Genomic DNA, 14,643 nt, shown 5'->3' with positions numbered 1-14,643 from the left:
CCAGGGCGACTTGAAACCTCACCTAACCCGTGAGTTTCCAAGCTCGGCCCATGTCCTAAGCCGGATAATCACCGGCTAAGGACATCGACACTGCGCGGTTCCTGGCATCCTCCGGCTCATACTGGCGGTTAATATCGCTAAAGTCAGAACAGTACCCGCTCTGTTCAAATGGTTACCATCCACAATCAATTATCAACCACCCACTAAGTCACCGTCACCTGTCATAGCCAACACTAATTGGTGACTTAGCTTACAGCCAACAGGGGCAATACTGTGTTGCCCCTGTTGGCTGTAAGCGACCCACCGTCACAACATAAAAACATTATTTGAAAGAAGGACGTCTCTCGTGGCTGTTTTATGGAATTCGATTCAAAGCGTCCTCGTCGTTGTCTTAATCATGATTCTTGGTTTCGTGTTACGCCGCCAAGGCTGGTTCGACGATAAGTTCGGCGGGACTATTTCAAAGTTTATTAAGAATATCGCACTGCCAGCATCCATCTTCGTTTCGGTGCTGAGTCGCCTGACGCGGGGCCAATTGGTCTCCTTCTCCGGTTACCTGGGTTACGCGTTTATCGCCGTCATCATCGGCTACCTGATTGCGTTCGGTCTGGTCCGGATCATGCACGTTAAACCCGGTCGTAAAGGAATCTTCATCAACGCCATCGTTAACGCCAACACCATCTTCATTGGGTTGCCGCTGAACATCGCGCTGTTTGGTGATAAGAGTATGACCTACTTCCTGGTCTACTATATCGTGAACACCGTCTCGACCTGGGCATTCGGAGTCTTCCTGATTTCAAATGACGACCCAACCAAGCCCAAGGAAAAGCACCACAACCACATCGACTGGAAGAAAGTTATTCCCATGCCACTGGTTGGTTTCCTGGTAGCGTTGGTCTTCCTACTGCTCAACATCCCCGTCCTAAAGGTCAGCTTCATCAACTCGACACTGACCTACGTGGGGAACCTGGTAACGCCGCTATCCCTGGTCTACATCGGGATTGTCTTGGCCGACGCCGGTTTGAAGAGTATTCACTTTGACCGTGACACCATCGTTGCCCTGCTGGGCCGGTTCGTTCTATCCCCTATTTTGATGGTAGCCGTCTTGCTGGCTGCTGGTCACCTGGGGGCCAACTTCCCAACCCTGGCCACGCAAACGTTGATTGTTCAATCCGCTACGCCAATGTTAGCGGTACTGCCAATCCTTGCTAACGAGGCCCACGGTGACGTGGAATACGCCACCAACATCGTCACGACGAGTACCGTGTTATTCATTATCGTGGTTCCCGTCCTGATGTCACTGATTCAATTTATCTAGTTAGCTACTAAGGGTTTGGGACAACAGTCTCAAGCCCTTTTTTGTGCTCCGAACGTAAATGGTCGAAACGTGCGACAAAAGGCAGTCAATTCCGCTTAACCCCGATAGCCAAACAATCCAAGACCGGGATTATTCGGCTATCGACGCTAATGCTCATTGACTAACCGCCTTTTATCGCACTCTCTTTTTAACTAATAAGTTGTAACAACAGCACTCATAATCTGCCATTTACCGGCAACCCGTTCAATCACCATCTCGGTATTCAGTGGCCAGGCATATTTGCCACCACCATGAATGCTAGCCGTCACCCGATTTTGTCCCACCAAGTGCCAGCCCGTAGCCGTTGGCTGAGCGTCAACGTGCTCCTCAATAGAAGCAAAGTATTTCATGGTTCCTTGCCGTAATTCCTTGAGCCATTCAGCTCGTGGCTGTACGCCCGATAAAGAGCTAAAATTTCTTCATTCATTGTGAACGCTCCTTTGAAATAACTGATTGTCCCTACTCTAGTCCCTTGCAGTAACTTCAAGGCAAGACCTTTTTCCCCAAAAAACGAACCTGGAATAAATTTCTAGGTCCGTTTTCTATTTCTAAAGTTATATAGCTGAAACGTGCGACAGAGGCAGCTAGTTCCGATGCCGGCCATAGCCCCATAATAGGCGATGGCCTTAGTCCGTTCAGCGCCTTCATAGGTATCCGTCAGAATAGCCAACGGGGCGCCAGGATAGCGGAACCGATGCCTTGAAAGGCCCGCGCCGTAATAATTGCCGACCAACAAATAACCCAACCCGAAAATCAGGAGTCCCATCTGGAAGACACGCCGCCGACCAAATAAATCGCCGGCACGGCCACCCAAAAGCAAAAACCCACCAAAGGTCAGGGAATAGGCGCTACTGACCCAAGAAAGGGTAGCTTGATTTAAGTCCAAATTCTGAGCAATTTTGACCGTCCCCGTGAAGATGATCAAATTGTCTAGCAGAATCCAGTCAAATCGTTTTTGTTTTGCCATATTATTTTTACTCCTCGTCTTTAAGTGAATGATTAGGAGTTTAGACCTTCATGTGGACTTCAAGGCAAGGGATATTTGGAAAATATTTTCCCTCAATTGTCAAATCAAGTGCAACATAGGATAGTGAGGCATAACAATTGTTTTTCGAACGAGTCAGTTGTACAGTTTGTTGTACATAAGAGGAGGGATAAACTTGCAAGCTGTTAATTACTCGAATTTTCGTCAAAATTTAAAGTCCCATCTAAAAAGTGTTAACGACGATTCAGAGCCTTTAATCGTGACTACCAAGGATTCTAAAGATGATGTTGTTGTCTTATCCGTCGAAGAATACGATTCGCTCATTGAAACCGCAAAAATAACTGCTAATTCTTATCTTATGGATAAAATCAAGCGCGGCAACCAGCAGCTCTCAGCCGGAAAGTTTGAAAACCATCCTTTAATCGAGGAAACCGATCATGAATAAAACTTGGTCCGATGATGCCTGGGCAGATTATATGTATTGGCATGATACGGGAAATAAGGCGATGATAAAACGGATTAACCGTGTAATCAAAGACGTTGATTGTCATCCTTTTTCGGGAATTGGAAAACCTGAACCTCTAAAATTCGAGTTGACTGGTAAATGGTCTCGCCGAATTACCAGTGAGCATCACTTAATTTATCAAGTCTCAGAGGATACCCTCTATATCTTCTCAGTCCGAGACCATTATTAAAACAACAACCAACCCACAGATTCTGCATACTGAATCCGTGGGTTGGTTGTTGTTTTTAGTTAATCACTAAAAGTTGAAAGTTCGAAAATCGTTATCAAGTCAAGAATAGACAGACGTCATAGACTTACAATTGGTCTCACCCGGCCACCCGCGGTTGTCAGAGATTCCGCCTGCTGTGGAGAACGCCTACGGCCTGAAAAGCGGTCCTTCGGCTCGGTTTGATTATTCCTAAGAGGTACCCAAGATGAACTCATTACATCACTTTTCCTTTAGCCGCGTACGAATCCGACTCAGCGATACCGGCGTCATCCCCAGGTACGACGCCACCAACCGCAGCGGGACGCGCTCCAGAATCTCCGGCTCATCGTTAACTAGTTGCTGATAGCGTTTCGCTGGTGAGTACTGTATTTGGTCAAAAAAGATGTTGCGATAGGCGATGAACCGCTCGCAAATAAAACGCGTAATGGCTGGTTCAATCGTAGGATAACGCTGCCGAATCTGATCAAACGCCGCCTTTGGCAGAATTAACACCTGCGTATCTTCAAAACTCTCAATGGAAAAACCACTGGGTTGATTTAGATAAAAGCTTTCAAAGGACGAGACGACCTGATTTTCAAAGAAAAATTGCAAGGTGATATCCCGCCCATCGCTATTATGCCAGAGACGCAGGGCCCCGTTCGTCACAATAAAGAGTTCGGTGGCAACGTCCCCCTCCGCCACCAAAGTCGTGTCTGCCGGGATTGACTTAGAGATGAACAGGTCGTGAAGTTCCGACCAGTGCTCACCAATTTCTGGTAACTTTTGGGCTAAATATGCGGGTATTTCCATCACGGTCTCCTCCTTCAATCTGCGCAATTAACAAATGTTAATGCCGCGGGGCTCCCCCTCACTTATACTCTCTTTATTCACTAAAAACGAGGTCTTAACTATGAAAACTGTCATTATCTTTGATCACCCATACACCGCCACCGCTGGCGACAACGTGCCACACCACCGTTCCTTTTTAGCAGCCCTCCTCAAACAAGTTACTGCCCAACTTCATCAGGAAAATAACGATGTCGATCTCATCGACCTACACGCGGACGGTTTTAATCCCGTGATGTCCGCGGACGACCTGAGTAACTGGCGGCGGGGCCAGCCAATCGACCCCCAAGTTGCCGATTACCAACAACGCTTGCTCGCCGCGGACCGCATCATCTTCATGTTCCCAGTCTGGTGGGAAGTCATGCCAGCCATGACTAAGGGCTTTCTCGACAAGGTCTATGCCAAGGGCCAGCTCTATCAGGCCGATAATATGCAGACCAAACTGACCAAGCAACCTAAGGTCGACATTATCACGACCATGAGCACCCCCAATTGGGCTTACCGCCTGCTATTTGGGGCACCACTTGCCAAGCTCCTGTTCCGGGGGACCTTCCTGAAAACGCGGCTCTGGCACTTTAAGTGGCACAACTTCGCTCAAGTTGAGAAAAAGTCGTTGGCTCAACGACAACAGGTTTTGCGGACGTTTACACTCTAGGGTTATTAACAACTACTATTTACTAACTAATAACCTAATAATTAAAATCAGTAAAAAAACACGCCAATCAGCGTGCTTTTTACTAATAAGCCAGTATTTTAATTACTAATTGAGTCCTGACTAAATCATGAATTATCAGTTTATTCAAAACTAACTTTCAGTTTTTTCCCCAGGGCATGCGCAATTTGCGCATACTTAGTAAACGAAACATTATCGCCACGCTCAATTCGAGCAATAGTGGCTTGTGTAGTTGCAGCACGTTCAGCAAGTTCGGCTTGCGTTAATCCTGCAGATTCCCTAGCATGATAAAGTGCCATGGCCGTATCTAAGAGTTCACCCTCATCACGATATGCCGCTGCAAATTCAGGATCTTTTAACTCCTCTTGAATCAAGTCATCAATTTTCATGATTTTCAAGCCACTCCTTCCGCAAGTCTTTAGCATGTTGTAATTCGTGCTCTGGTGTTTTTTGCGTTTTCTTTGTAAAACCATGCGTAATTACATACTTACCTTGCACAATATGAAAATACAACGCTCGCTGAATATTAGAACCAATTTTGCTTCTTATTTCGTATAAATTAAAATCTACTTTTTTAACCCATTGCAAACGCTGAGCTGGGAGCAAACCGTTTTCTTCAATCTTGGCAATTGTTTGTAATAATTTTGCTCTGTCTTTTTTAGGTAGTTTTCTCAGCCACTCTATAAACTCATCGTGCCCATTGGGACGCTTATAAGATTGAAACACTATCTTCTCCATATCACAATTATATCATATATTTCTGAAATAGAGCTTTCTACGAATTATAGATTTTCTTGTTTAAGCTTTGCTTTTCTATTTGAAAACAACTATCAACTTCAAAAACTCACAATGACAATTAAATGAAGTCCTTTCCTCCAGCTGTCATCGTGAGTTTTCCGCACTATTATTGCAACATTTTTTGCCGCCCCGTCAGCTTATTAGTCACTAATCACCAATAATGACTTGATGGCCTCACGCTTATCCATTGCAGCGTAAGCTTCGGCCACGTGGTCGAGGTCAAAGCGCTTCGTGAAGACCTTGCCTGGATGAATTTCGCCCTTTAAGACGGCATCCAACAGCACGGCCCGGTCATACGTCGTCACGGAAGCAATCCCCCCGCGCAGACCAATGTTCTTCCAGAACAGATTATTGGTATTCATTTCTGCCTTCTGCGGTACCCCAACACGACCAACTATGGCCCCAGCCCGGCCAACCTTCACGGCCGTGTCAACAGATTGTGCCGTCCCAACACATTCCAGGACAGCATCCGCACCGGCGCCATCGGTCAACGCCATGACTCGTTGAACGGCCTCGTCACCTCGTTCAGCGACGATGTCGGTAGCGCCAAATTCTTGTGCCAGCGCCTGACGGTCAGCGTGGCGACTCATGGCAATAATGCGCTTAGCTCCGCGCAATTTGGCAGCAATCACGCCGCACAGGCCCACGGCACCGTCGCCCATCACCACGACCGTATCGCCAGCTTTAACTTCAGCGGTGGCAGCAGCGTGGTACCCCGTGGCCATCACGTCAGCCAACGTCAACAAGTCATTCAATTGTGCGTCGGAGTAGTCACTTGGTTGGCCAGGAACCTTGACCAAGGCCCAGTCAGCGTTCTTGAAACGTAAGTATTCTCCTTGGTAACCAACGATTTCATCATCGGTCCGCGCGTTCTCACAGTTACCGTCGAAGCCCGCCAAACAAGCCGCACAGTGACCACATCCATGGGTGAATGGCGCAATCACAAAATCACCGGGTTGGACATTGGTGACGTCAGCTCCCACGCTTTCAACGATACCGATAGCTTCGTGACCCACCGGCGTATTCTTTTGACGATCATTGATGCCCCGGTACCACCACAAATCGGACCCACAGACACACGCGCGCACAATTTTCAACACGGCGTCGGTCGGTTTTTTCACCTCTGGCTTAAGCAACTCTTGGGCTTCAACTTTACCCGGTTCAACGAACACGGCTGTTTTCATAAATTCATCCTCCAATTTTTAACTGATAAACCTAGCTTAAACCTTAAAGTTCACTTCAAGGCAAACACTTTTACACATTGGCTAACATTTTCTGGAGCACTTGTTTAAAGCGTCCGTTCCCACCAAGTAGTCAATTGCGCGTCCGCCTGCTGAAGATCCTGGATGGTCATGCCGATGCCCGGCTTAACCGTCGCATGTGGCAATAGCTTGGTAAAATCCGCCTCGTACCCACCAGGAGTACCAGCATCCGTATAAAACGGCGCAACGGTTCCCTTATAATTTTTCAACTTACCAAGGAAAGTCCGGACCGGTGTCGAGACCTTCGCTGACCAAACTGGCCCACCAACTAAAATAGTGTCAAACTGACTCAAATCAGGCAATGAATTAGTCAACTGGGGCAGCTGTCCGCTCGCCAATTGTTGATTGGCAATGTCGGCCGTCGCGTACATATCCGACCCAAAAGTGGTTGGCGCCACCGTCAAATTAACCAGTTGGGCGCCCGTTACCTGCTGTAAAGCCGCCGCCATTTTAGCGGTAGTTCCAGACCACGAATAATCGACAATTAACACTGCTGCCATATAAAGATCTCCTTTATCTAACGTGTTACCTCTAGCATACAAGCTTCGAGTAGGCTGAAGGCAAGGGATTTTCGGAATTAATTGGACCGCCTACTCTTACTAACGAAATCCAACCGTCATTTGTCACCCCTTTACTTTGAAAATTTTTAAAAATAAATTGTCACCCATCCAATTACACGGGCTTAATTCGCTGGGCTCAGGTATGATCGTTTAGCGTCGCCATATCGAAAAAAGTAGCCACCCGATAGGTAACTACCCTTAATTCGTTTCATACTAACTAAATTTGGCATAGTAATGACATCTAAAAAATACTATGTGCGCGCTGTAATAAGTCCGCCAACACACTTGACGTAACTTTTCCAACAACCTCAGCGTGCCTAGCTATATAGTCATAATTAGGAATCATGTAAGTGATAATTGACCCTTTAACCCCACTAGTTGGGTCAGCAATTGGCAAAAAAATCCGTCGATCAGTAAGTAGCTTAGAAGTAACTGGCATACCAACAATCATCTTAGTTTGGGCATTATAAGCATCGTTTGAAATAACGACCAGTGGCCGTCGAATATTTCCATCTTGCGGATTGTGGCTGCCTTCTTCATGACCAGCGTGTGGTTCTGCATCAATAAAAATGATATCACCTTGCTTCAAAGTTACCATTCGACGTTCTCCTGCCCGGTTGATGAATCATTAGCAAACCCACTTAAATCTTTGTTCAAGGCCTCAAAGTCAATATCCGCATACTCACCAGCTAACCATGGGTTTTTTTCCACTGGTCGATACTCTAAGGAGCCATCGACTTTTTTAACCAACAAATACTTCTCTCTTTCGCCAATACCGGCCTTTTTAGGAACGGTTAAGACTAAAGAATTCCCAATTTTTCTGGTTTCAAATTCACCAATTATATGTTCATTTACAGATGACTTCATCATTTTTAACCGCACCTCATTTCGTATATCTCAGTATATACATCTACTAGCTGAATCACAAGAATAACGGCTTATTAATTTCTTCCATCTTCGAACAAATCTGAAACAAAATCTCAAGCTTATTTAAGAACAATTAACAGCTTGAACTATGCTACGCCATAGGTCGGATGCACACCTTGGTGAATCATGGCTAATATCGTTTCCGGTCATCATCATCCGTCTGTTTAGTAACCTTATCGGCATGCTCTCGTTCCAAGGTTCGGAGCTCCTCTTCGGTGGCTTCCATGTGGTCATAGAAGTGATTGAGCTTGTAATTCAGATGATCAATGGCCGCCTGCAGGTCGTCCCGTTTTTCTTCCATAACGGCCAATTGTTCCTGTAATAACGCCTTTTGTTCCTTAGCGTTGTCCTCCTGCGCGTCAAACAATTGGATGTAACGTCGCAGATTCTCAACACTCATCCCCGCACTCCGCATCTGAGTCACGAACCGAATTCGGCGAATAATGCGGTCATCAATGTCCCGATTGCCCACGGGGGTTCGGTCAATGGCCGGAATCAGTGACTCCTTTTCATAGTAACGAATTGCTGCAGAGGAGACCCCCGTCTTTTCACTAGCTTCTTTAATATTCATCCTGATTCAACTCCTTAAAACCCGTTTAATAAACCGGACGATTCTGACCCTCGGTTGTGGGATCAGCCATGCCAATACTATCACGACTGTAGCGAGTGGAATCGGCAATCATTTTCAAGACCACGTCAGCCACACTGGCTCGAGAACCCGAAACCCCATTGTAAGGTTGCTCCTTGGTCGTTACCGTGTAAGCAATGCCCCGGTCATTCAACCACGGCAACCGCAACGTCGTGTAGTCTAAGCCTGAGTCAGCCAACAGAGCATCGGACCGCCGTGCAGGTGCCATGCCAGCCCCAATCATCTCGAGATTCCAACGGCCAAATTCACCGCCAACTTCATTGTAGATGCCCAATACGTTAGTGAAGAGCACCCGGGAAACGTGGTTCGTTTGCATGGCCGCCACCACGTTTTTGGTCAACCGATTTTGTTGATCATAATCAACGACGGCTACGAAGACCAGGTCTTGTCCAGCCATGGCAGCACTAACGGCTGTTTCATCGATAATGTCCCCCTCAACCAAGGTCACGCGGGGATTATCCTGCAAACTTTGTAAGCGACTTGCATCCCGCAAGAATAGGGTTAAATCAACATCAGCAAATTCCTTTTTCGCTAGAACTCGGCTTTCAACTAACCGAGCAATCTGGCCGTTAGCTGCTAAAATCATGACATTTTTACGCATTATAAAGACTCCTTTATCTGATTCCACCAACGTTTAGACACGCTGATGGTCTGTTTTTCAAAACAACGCTTAAACTTGAATGACCTTAGGTTAAACCTTCATGTGTACTTCAAGGCAAGTGGAAAGTTGCTTACATATTTTTTCTATATTGAAATAGACATAAGCTCTTCATCACACGCACTTTTATCTTAAAATAATCATTTCGAATTCAAATTTTGTTGTCTTTTTGAATGACGAATTTACAATTGAAGTGCAACGGTAGTCAGAAGACATAAAAGAAGACTCATAGTCTGAATCCTTGTAAAATGGGATCACCACAACACCACTTACAAGTAGAACTCAGACTATGAGCCTATATAGACATCTTAACTTAAAAGACCGTGAAATCATACTTGTTGGACTGAGATTAAAACGATCATACCAAGAAATATCAGCCGAAATTGGGTGTTCTAAAGCTACTATTTCAAGAGAAATCCAGCGCAATGACGGGCATGAAAAGTATTCGGTGGTACAAGCACAGAAGGCCTGCCAACAGCAGCGAATCAAGAGTCGCCGTCCAAAAATTTTAAGTGACTCAGGAGTTCGATAATTCGTTATAAAATGCATTATCAAGTATCATTGATTGCCTGAACAGATTTCAGGCCGATTATCTCACGAGAATAGTAGCTGTATTATTAGCTACAACACGATTTATCGTGGGATTGCGCGTAAGCTACGGCATCATAGGAAAATACGTAAGGTTAAAGGGACGGTCAACAAACATCGTGGACTTTTTAACGACGCCACTTCAATCCACGACCGACCATTATCAGTTGAGAATCGCAGTCGTTTTGGACATTGGGAAGGAGATACTGTTCGTGGAAAAACAGGGCGTTTCGCGTTATTAACCATAGTAGATCGTAAATCTAGTTTTCTTCCGTCTCAACGTGTTCCCAAGATCAATTCACAATTTGTTTATCAAGCTATCCTCAACCTTTTAGCAGAAGTAGCTCTGAAGCGAGTCAAGACCCTTACACCTGATTGAGGAACTGAGTTTGCGAAACATCATGAATTGATAAATGAAATTGATCTTCCAGTTTGCTTTCCAGATCCTCATTCGCCACAGCAACGAGGAACAAACGAAAACACTAATGGTTTAATCCGTGAATACTTTCCAAAGAACACGAACTTGGACAATCGACCATTCGAGGACTTCTGCTGGAAGTCTCCAGCAGAAGTCTTCTTTGGGCAAACGTTACACTTGATTTGACAATTCGTCATACTAATAAAACCACAAGCCCCTTTACCAGCGGACTTGCAGCTTTAGCTGTAACATAATTTTTTCACAATCACTAACATTTTTTACCTAGACGCAAGCAAACATACATTTCACAAATACAAACCTACTATAATCTAATTCCATTAGCATTTAATTTTCATTATCCATATATAGACTCATGAGGATCATCAAAGTTAATAGTAAGCGTTTTTTTAAACGACTTACTAGAATTTGGTCCCTTTGACCATATTACCAATTTGTCACCGTCTAGATAATTATCCAAACTACCAGCAAAGTTTATTTTAAAATAGCCATTCTTCTCAGATACTGTACTAAAGTTTTCGTCTCCTCCTATGGAGACTTGAGAATACGGTTTAGTATATCCTGTTAATGACGTATCAAACCCCCTTGGTTTAGTCAAGTTAACAAAGTTGCTGGCTGAATAATCTCTTAAATTACCTTTATAGTATATTGCATCAGCTGTTTCATATTTCAGAGTACTGAGACTAATCGATTTAACATTTCCATGACTAGCAATTTCCCTTAATTTATATTTAATTTTTAATACCTTAACCCCCGCAAATTTATCCTTAAGATGTATCTTAAAACCCTTGTTCTGATTACCAGTAACGTATGTCACTTTATACTTTCGCATTCCAGCACGAATACTTCCTTTGTCAAAATAAATATATTGTCCTGGAATTTTTACAAATTTCCATCGGTTTTCCCAACGTCCATGTAGAACCTTTGGGACCGAATAACTTTTTTTTGAAGATTGACCATCAATTGTGCCCCCAACTATTCCGACCCCTGTTGATACAAACAGTACCAAAAGAAATATTTTTTTCAAGAAAATCCCCCTAAAATTAAGTATTCGCACAACCACTTGAATTTTAGATAATCCAAATATGAGTTGTACACAACCATTATACCTAACCAGGAAGATAAACAATAACCCTTTTTTATTGACAGACAGACTTTCGTTTTCAAACCATTATAGTTCTATATATAAAATATTTCAGCCAATAGAATAAACCAGTCATTTCAATTAAACATAGTCGACACGATAATATTTATTAATATAATCTAATAATAGTAGATCACTAATGGGCTAGCAGCCGTCATCATCAGTCTTTTATTTAAGAAATCAACGCATAAGTTTCTCGAAATTCTTTCAACACGGTCTGCTCAAAGCCGACCACCTGCTGCACATCCAGTTTGGCTTGACTATTTGGCGTCAGCAAACCCGCCAACTGTAAATGAAGCGTGGCGGCTACGTAATCTTCAGCCTGATTCAACGAAAGTTGGCCCGCTCGAACCTGGTCCAGAACCGTTCTAACCAACGCTTGCGCTTGGAACAGCACGTAATCTGCCGAGAAAACGTCCAGAATAAAATCTGCCTGCTGCCCAGCCGCAACGTAGGCTTTTAAGCCCTCAAAGTAGGCCCGATAGGCCCCCATAAATTCTTGGTATAACGCTGGATAGGCCTTCTGCAAGTCAGTTGTAAACGTCGTGGTCGTCGACCCCATTAAGAGTAATGAATCCAACCAGATCGGCAAAAACGACGTGACCGTAAAATGCTTGGGTACTGGATGTTCGGCAATGAATTTCAAGTGACGGGCCACGACTGCCTGCACAATATCGTCTTTATTTTTAAAGTATAAATAGAGACTTGCCCGACTAACGTTAACGGCCGCCGCCAGTTTACTCATTGATAATTTTTGAAACCCTTCAATCAAAATGACGTGATTCAACTTAATGGTCAGGGATTTTTGGTCAATCATGTTATCAGCTCCTGTAAATATAGAATATCATAATTTAACGATTTAGATGATATATTATATTATTTGTCTAAATTATCAAGTTGACCTACTTAAAAAGGTTGCTACCAACGCTTTTGGACTCGTTGTTAGCTCCCGGCAAACACCTATCGCCATGGTCACCGTTGAATCAACCTAAAAATACCACCCGAGCGAACTGCCTCAGGTGGTATTTACTGTTTCTATAACGATTGCGCTTAAGCTAAAAATGCCGATTGATTCTGAATATAACTCATCTCATCAAAAATAATTTGTTCCTGAAGGGTATTCGCAACGTCGGTCGTCATCCGGCCCGCCGCCAATTCCGCTTGAACCAACTCGTACTCCGCGTGAAACGCCGCGAGAAATAGTTGGTAGATAATCGTAGGATCTGGCTTCTCTGCCGCTAATCGGCGGTGGCGTTCATGATAATAGCGTTTAACCACATCATTAGCCGTCCGGTTTGCCGCCGTTTGCACCATGGTTAATTTGGCCATCGCTGCCTGATAACCTTCATTTTCCAAGACCCGAATATCCTTCCCCAGCTGAGCGAATTTATCTTGCCAATATACTTGTTCCATCACTATCGGCGAAGTCATAAACGTATCCTGGGCGGTCTGTACATCATGATAAGCATGGCCCATGTGCATGCTGAACCAAATACGTAAGACCAGATTTTTCCACCACCGTTGGTCAACCGTGAACCGACTGTAACGCAGGAAGCGCCGGTAATAGTCCTGCTCCCGTTGACTAATCTTTTGGTCTGCCAATAGTTCCGCAATCTGCGCCTCTTCGGCCATATCCGCCTGCTTGAATAACTGCCGTTGCTGCCGACGGTGCGGTACCTGGCGCCATTGAAATTGCTGACGTAGCGCATCCAAGACAATTTGGGCCTCACTAGGATGATCCGTTTCGGCTTCTAACTGATGAATCGCCGTCAACCGCATGTGCCGGCTCCATTTCAGAGCGGATTCACCTTGCGTAGGCCCGGCCTTAAGTAAAATTGGCAACGCAAACGTGGGTACCAACAGACTTAGCAGAATCACGACTGTGGCTGTAAAAATCAGCGCCCCACGTAAAGCAAATGGCTGACCATTGACGACCATTGGTAGCGAAAAGGCCAGGGCTAACGTAATGGTTCCGTTGGCACCACTTAAGGCCATCAACCAACTGTCCGACCAACGATGCTTGCTTGGTTTATGGGTCCACACAAAGTAACGCGACCACAATAGCCGCAAGCTAAATTTCAGAACGTAAACCAAGACACCGGCCAGAACTAATTCCCACCACGGAATCTGCTGATTGTGCCAAATTGCAGTGAGCACCCTGGGCAACGAGATTCCCAGCAGAACGAAAACTAGGCTGGACAGCATGCCATTAATAATCTCCCAAACGTTCGCGCTTAACATCTGCATCCGACTCGACGTCAACCGAAGCTGTTCTCGTTCGCCTCCCTGAATCAATCCGGCGGCTACCACGGCTAAAATGCCTGATACACCAATCTGGTCTGCCAAGTAGTAGAGGACAAACGGCGTAATCAATTCGATTGTCACCAACACCAACGGTGAATTGTCACCCCACCGAATCAGCTGTTGCCGAATCGCCGCAGTGATCAATCCTAAGATTGCCCCGAAGAGCAGTCCACCCAAGAACTCTTTGCCAAAATCCAGCATGGCTGTACTGAACGCAAATTGGCCGGAAATATACGCGGTCAACGCAACATCGAAAGCCACAATGCCGGAAGCATCGTTAAACAACGATTCATTTTGCAGGATGGTTTGAGGGACTCGATACTCCTTGCTCTCAGGCGCAATGGCGCTGACCGCTGACGCATCGGTTGGCGTGACCACAGCACACAGTGCAAACGCTAGACTCAATGGAAAGAGTGGGAACAACCAGTGCAACGCCGTCCCAACCACCAGCACCGTTAGGAGAACCAATACAATGGCCAGGGAGAAGATGTTTACGATTCCGCGACCCACCCAGTACCGTGAAACATTTTTGGACTCATCGTACATAAGTGGCGCAATAATAGCAAAGGTGAACACATCTGGACTGAATTGAAATCCCCGATATAACGGGAAAAAGGCGAATAACAAACCCAAAACTATCAGGAAAAAAGGCTGCGGCACCCGGGGAAAATGTTTCCCTAAAACGTTGCCACCCACCACAGCAATCAAAAGCAATAAAACTAAAAAGACAATATCCATAACAG

Annotated in this window: 18 protein-coding genes and 1 pseudogene; 5 read left to right on the top strand and 14 right to left on the bottom strand. The window is 45.1% G+C overall.

From position 1 onward, the window contains the following. The first annotated feature begins 346 nt into the window (after positions 1-346). Entirely contained in the window at positions 347-1,318 is a 972-nt protein-coding gene (locus tag EKM75_RS02140; RefSeq protein WP_125691684.1) for an AEC family transporter, read from the top strand. A 191-nt stretch (positions 1,319-1,509) separates the two neighbouring features. On the opposite strand, the gene EKM75_RS02135 is transcribed toward EKM75_RS02140, so the two are convergent. Then, positions 1,510-1,707, bottom strand: a complete 198-nt coding sequence (locus EKM75_RS02135; protein WP_125691682.1) for a hypothetical protein — start codon at positions 1,705-1,707, stop codon at positions 1,510-1,512. A gap of 179 nt (positions 1,708-1,886) precedes the next feature. After that, positions 1,887-2,324, bottom strand: a complete 438-nt coding sequence (locus tag EKM75_RS02130; RefSeq protein ID WP_382338916.1) for an MFS transporter — start codon at positions 2,322-2,324, stop codon at positions 1,887-1,889. 193 nt (positions 2,325-2,517) lie between these two features. On the opposite strand from EKM75_RS02130, the gene EKM75_RS02125 reads away from it, so the two are divergent. Both EKM75_RS02125 and EKM75_RS02120 read left to right on the top strand, forming a co-directional pair. Beyond that, entirely contained in the window at positions 2,518-2,787 is a 270-nt protein-coding gene (locus EKM75_RS02125; RefSeq protein ID WP_125691680.1) for a type II toxin-antitoxin system Phd/YefM family antitoxin, read from the top strand. Next, the gene (locus EKM75_RS02120; RefSeq protein ID WP_125691678.1) at positions 2,780-3,037 is read left to right on the top strand and encodes a Txe/YoeB family addiction module toxin; all 258 of its coding nucleotides are present in this window, start codon (positions 2,780-2,782) and stop codon (positions 3,035-3,037) included. The genes EKM75_RS02125 and EKM75_RS02120 overlap by 8 nt, the downstream gene beginning before the upstream one ends. Before the next feature lie 258 nt (positions 3,038-3,295). Here EKM75_RS02120 and EKM75_RS02115 read toward each other — a convergent pair whose 3' ends face one another. Then, on the bottom strand, positions 3,296-3,865 hold the full coding sequence (locus tag EKM75_RS02115) for a Crp/Fnr family transcriptional regulator (protein ID WP_125691676.1): 570 nt from the start codon (positions 3,863-3,865) through the stop codon (positions 3,296-3,298). A 100-nt stretch (positions 3,866-3,965) separates the two neighbouring features. On the opposite strand from EKM75_RS02115, the gene EKM75_RS02110 reads away from it, so the two are divergent. Beyond that, a complete protein-coding gene (locus EKM75_RS02110; RefSeq protein ID WP_125691674.1) occupies positions 3,966-4,556 on the top strand; it encodes an NAD(P)H-dependent oxidoreductase in 591 nt (196 codons plus the stop codon). 140 nt (positions 4,557-4,696) lie between these two features. Here the strand turns inward: EKM75_RS02110 and EKM75_RS02105 are convergent, their stop codons facing one another. The 8 genes from EKM75_RS02105 to EKM75_RS02070 form a co-directional block, all read right to left on the bottom strand. Beyond that, positions 4,697-4,963, bottom strand: coding sequence for a helix-turn-helix domain-containing protein (locus tag EKM75_RS02105; protein ID WP_125691672.1), 267 nt, complete (start codon positions 4,961-4,963; stop codon positions 4,697-4,699). After that, positions 4,953-5,312: a type II toxin-antitoxin system RelE/ParE family toxin gene (locus EKM75_RS02100; protein ID WP_125691670.1), complete on the bottom strand. Its 360-nt coding sequence runs from the start codon at positions 5,310-5,312 to the stop codon at positions 4,953-4,955. Before EKM75_RS02100 ends, EKM75_RS02105 begins: the two co-directional genes overlap by 11 nt. Positions 5,313-5,512: 200 nt before the next feature. Then, positions 5,513-6,556: a zinc-dependent alcohol dehydrogenase family protein gene (locus tag EKM75_RS02095; RefSeq protein ID WP_125691667.1), complete on the bottom strand. Its 1,044-nt coding sequence runs from the start codon at positions 6,554-6,556 to the stop codon at positions 5,513-5,515. 104 nt (positions 6,557-6,660) lie between these two features. Then, entirely contained in the window at positions 6,661-7,134 is a 474-nt protein-coding gene (locus EKM75_RS02090) for a flavodoxin (RefSeq protein ID WP_125691665.1), read from the bottom strand. Positions 7,135-7,435: 301 nt separating this feature from the next. Beyond that, positions 7,436-7,792 (bottom strand): type II toxin-antitoxin system PemK/MazF family toxin, encoded by a 357-nt coding sequence (locus tag EKM75_RS02085; RefSeq protein WP_125691663.1) that lies wholly within the window; start codon positions 7,790-7,792, stop codon positions 7,436-7,438. After that, positions 7,786-8,064 carry a hypothetical protein gene (locus EKM75_RS02080; protein WP_125691661.1) on the bottom strand — a complete coding sequence of 93 codons (279 nt, stop codon included), beginning with the start codon at positions 8,062-8,064 and terminating at the stop codon, positions 7,786-7,788. Before EKM75_RS02080 ends, EKM75_RS02085 begins: the two co-directional genes overlap by 7 nt. A gap of 187 nt (positions 8,065-8,251) precedes the next feature. Then, entirely contained in the window at positions 8,252-8,692 is a 441-nt protein-coding gene (locus tag EKM75_RS02075) for a MerR family transcriptional regulator (RefSeq protein ID WP_125691659.1), read from the bottom strand. Between the two features lie 25 nt (positions 8,693-8,717). Then, positions 8,718-9,371, bottom strand: a complete 654-nt coding sequence (locus EKM75_RS02070) for an NAD(P)H-binding protein (protein ID WP_125691657.1) — start codon at positions 9,369-9,371, stop codon at positions 8,718-8,720. Positions 9,372-9,717: 346 nt separating this feature from the next. Between EKM75_RS02070 and EKM75_RS13045 the strand changes: the two are divergent. Beyond that, a pseudogene (locus EKM75_RS13045) lies at positions 9,718-10,620 on the top strand (IS30 family transposase). Between the two features lie 169 nt (positions 10,621-10,789). On the opposite strand, the gene EKM75_RS02060 reads toward EKM75_RS13045, so the two are convergent. The 3 genes from EKM75_RS02060 to EKM75_RS02050 form a co-directional block, all read right to left on the bottom strand. Continuing rightward, positions 10,790-11,479 carry a hypothetical protein gene (locus tag EKM75_RS02060; RefSeq protein WP_125691655.1) on the bottom strand — a complete coding sequence of 230 codons (690 nt, stop codon included), beginning with the start codon at positions 11,477-11,479 and terminating at the stop codon, positions 10,790-10,792. 289 nt (positions 11,480-11,768) lie between these two features. Continuing rightward, complete coding sequence (locus tag EKM75_RS02055; RefSeq protein WP_125691653.1) at positions 11,769-12,413, bottom strand: TetR/AcrR family transcriptional regulator; 645 nt, start codon at positions 12,411-12,413, stop codon at positions 11,769-11,771. Positions 12,414-12,646: 233 nt separating this feature from the next. Next, positions 12,647-14,638, bottom strand: a complete 1,992-nt coding sequence (locus EKM75_RS02050) for a cation:proton antiporter (RefSeq protein ID WP_125691651.1) — start codon at positions 14,636-14,638, stop codon at positions 12,647-12,649. Positions 14,639-14,643: the final 5 nt, after the last annotated feature.

The sequence above is a fragment of the Levilactobacillus tongjiangensis genome, assembly GCF_003946345.1.
GTDB classification, from domain to species: domain Bacteria; phylum Bacillota; class Bacilli; order Lactobacillales; family Lactobacillaceae; genus Levilactobacillus; species Levilactobacillus tongjiangensis.
This window is presented reverse-complemented; position numbering and strand designations above follow the sequence as displayed.

What these genes read in the sequence shown, in the direction of transcription:
- EKM75_RS02135 (WP_125691682.1), bottom strand. Translation starts at nt 1,707, where the DNA reads ATGAAATACTTTGCTTCTATTGAGGAGCACGTTGACGCTCAGCCAACG.
- EKM75_RS02130 (WP_382338916.1), bottom strand. Translation starts at nt 2,324, where the DNA reads ATGGCAAAACAAAAACGATTTGACTGGATTCTGCTAGACAATTTGATC.
- EKM75_RS02120 (WP_125691678.1), top strand. Translation starts at nt 2,780, where the DNA reads ATGAATAAAACTTGGTCCGATGATGCCTGGGCAGATTATATGTATTGG.
- EKM75_RS02115 (WP_125691676.1), bottom strand. Translation starts at nt 3,865, where the DNA reads ATGGAAATACCCGCATATTTAGCCCAAAAGTTACCAGAAATTGGTGAG.
- EKM75_RS02110 (WP_125691674.1), top strand. Translation starts at nt 3,966, where the DNA reads ATGAAAACTGTCATTATCTTTGATCACCCATACACCGCCACCGCTGGC.
- EKM75_RS02105 (WP_125691672.1), bottom strand. Translation starts at nt 4,963, where the DNA reads ATGAAAATTGATGACTTGATTCAAGAGGAGTTAAAAGATCCTGAATTT.
- EKM75_RS02100 (WP_125691670.1), bottom strand. Translation starts at nt 5,312, where the DNA reads ATGGAGAAGATAGTGTTTCAATCTTATAAGCGTCCCAATGGGCACGAT.
- EKM75_RS02095 (WP_125691667.1), bottom strand. Translation starts at nt 6,556, where the DNA reads ATGAAAACAGCCGTGTTCGTTGAACCGGGTAAAGTTGAAGCCCAAGAG.
- EKM75_RS02090 (WP_125691665.1), bottom strand. Translation starts at nt 7,134, where the DNA reads ATGGCAGCAGTGTTAATTGTCGATTATTCGTGGTCTGGAACTACCGCT.
- EKM75_RS02085 (WP_125691663.1), bottom strand. Translation starts at nt 7,792, where the DNA reads ATGGTAACTTTGAAGCAAGGTGATATCATTTTTATTGATGCAGAACCA.
- EKM75_RS02080 (WP_125691661.1), bottom strand. Translation starts at nt 8,064, where the DNA reads ATGATGAAGTCATCTGTAAATGAACATATAATTGGTGAATTTGAAACC.
- EKM75_RS02075 (WP_125691659.1), bottom strand. Translation starts at nt 8,692, where the DNA reads ATGAATATTAAAGAAGCTAGTGAAAAGACGGGGGTCTCCTCTGCAGCA.
- EKM75_RS02070 (WP_125691657.1), bottom strand. Translation starts at nt 9,371, where the DNA reads ATGCGTAAAAATGTCATGATTTTAGCAGCTAACGGCCAGATTGCTCGG.
- EKM75_RS02055 (WP_125691653.1), bottom strand. Translation starts at nt 12,413, where the DNA reads ATGATTGACCAAAAATCCCTGACCATTAAGTTGAATCACGTCATTTTG.
- EKM75_RS02050 (WP_125691651.1), bottom strand. Translation starts at nt 14,638, where the DNA reads ATGGATATTGTCTTTTTAGTTTTATTGCTTTTGATTGCTGTGGTGGGT.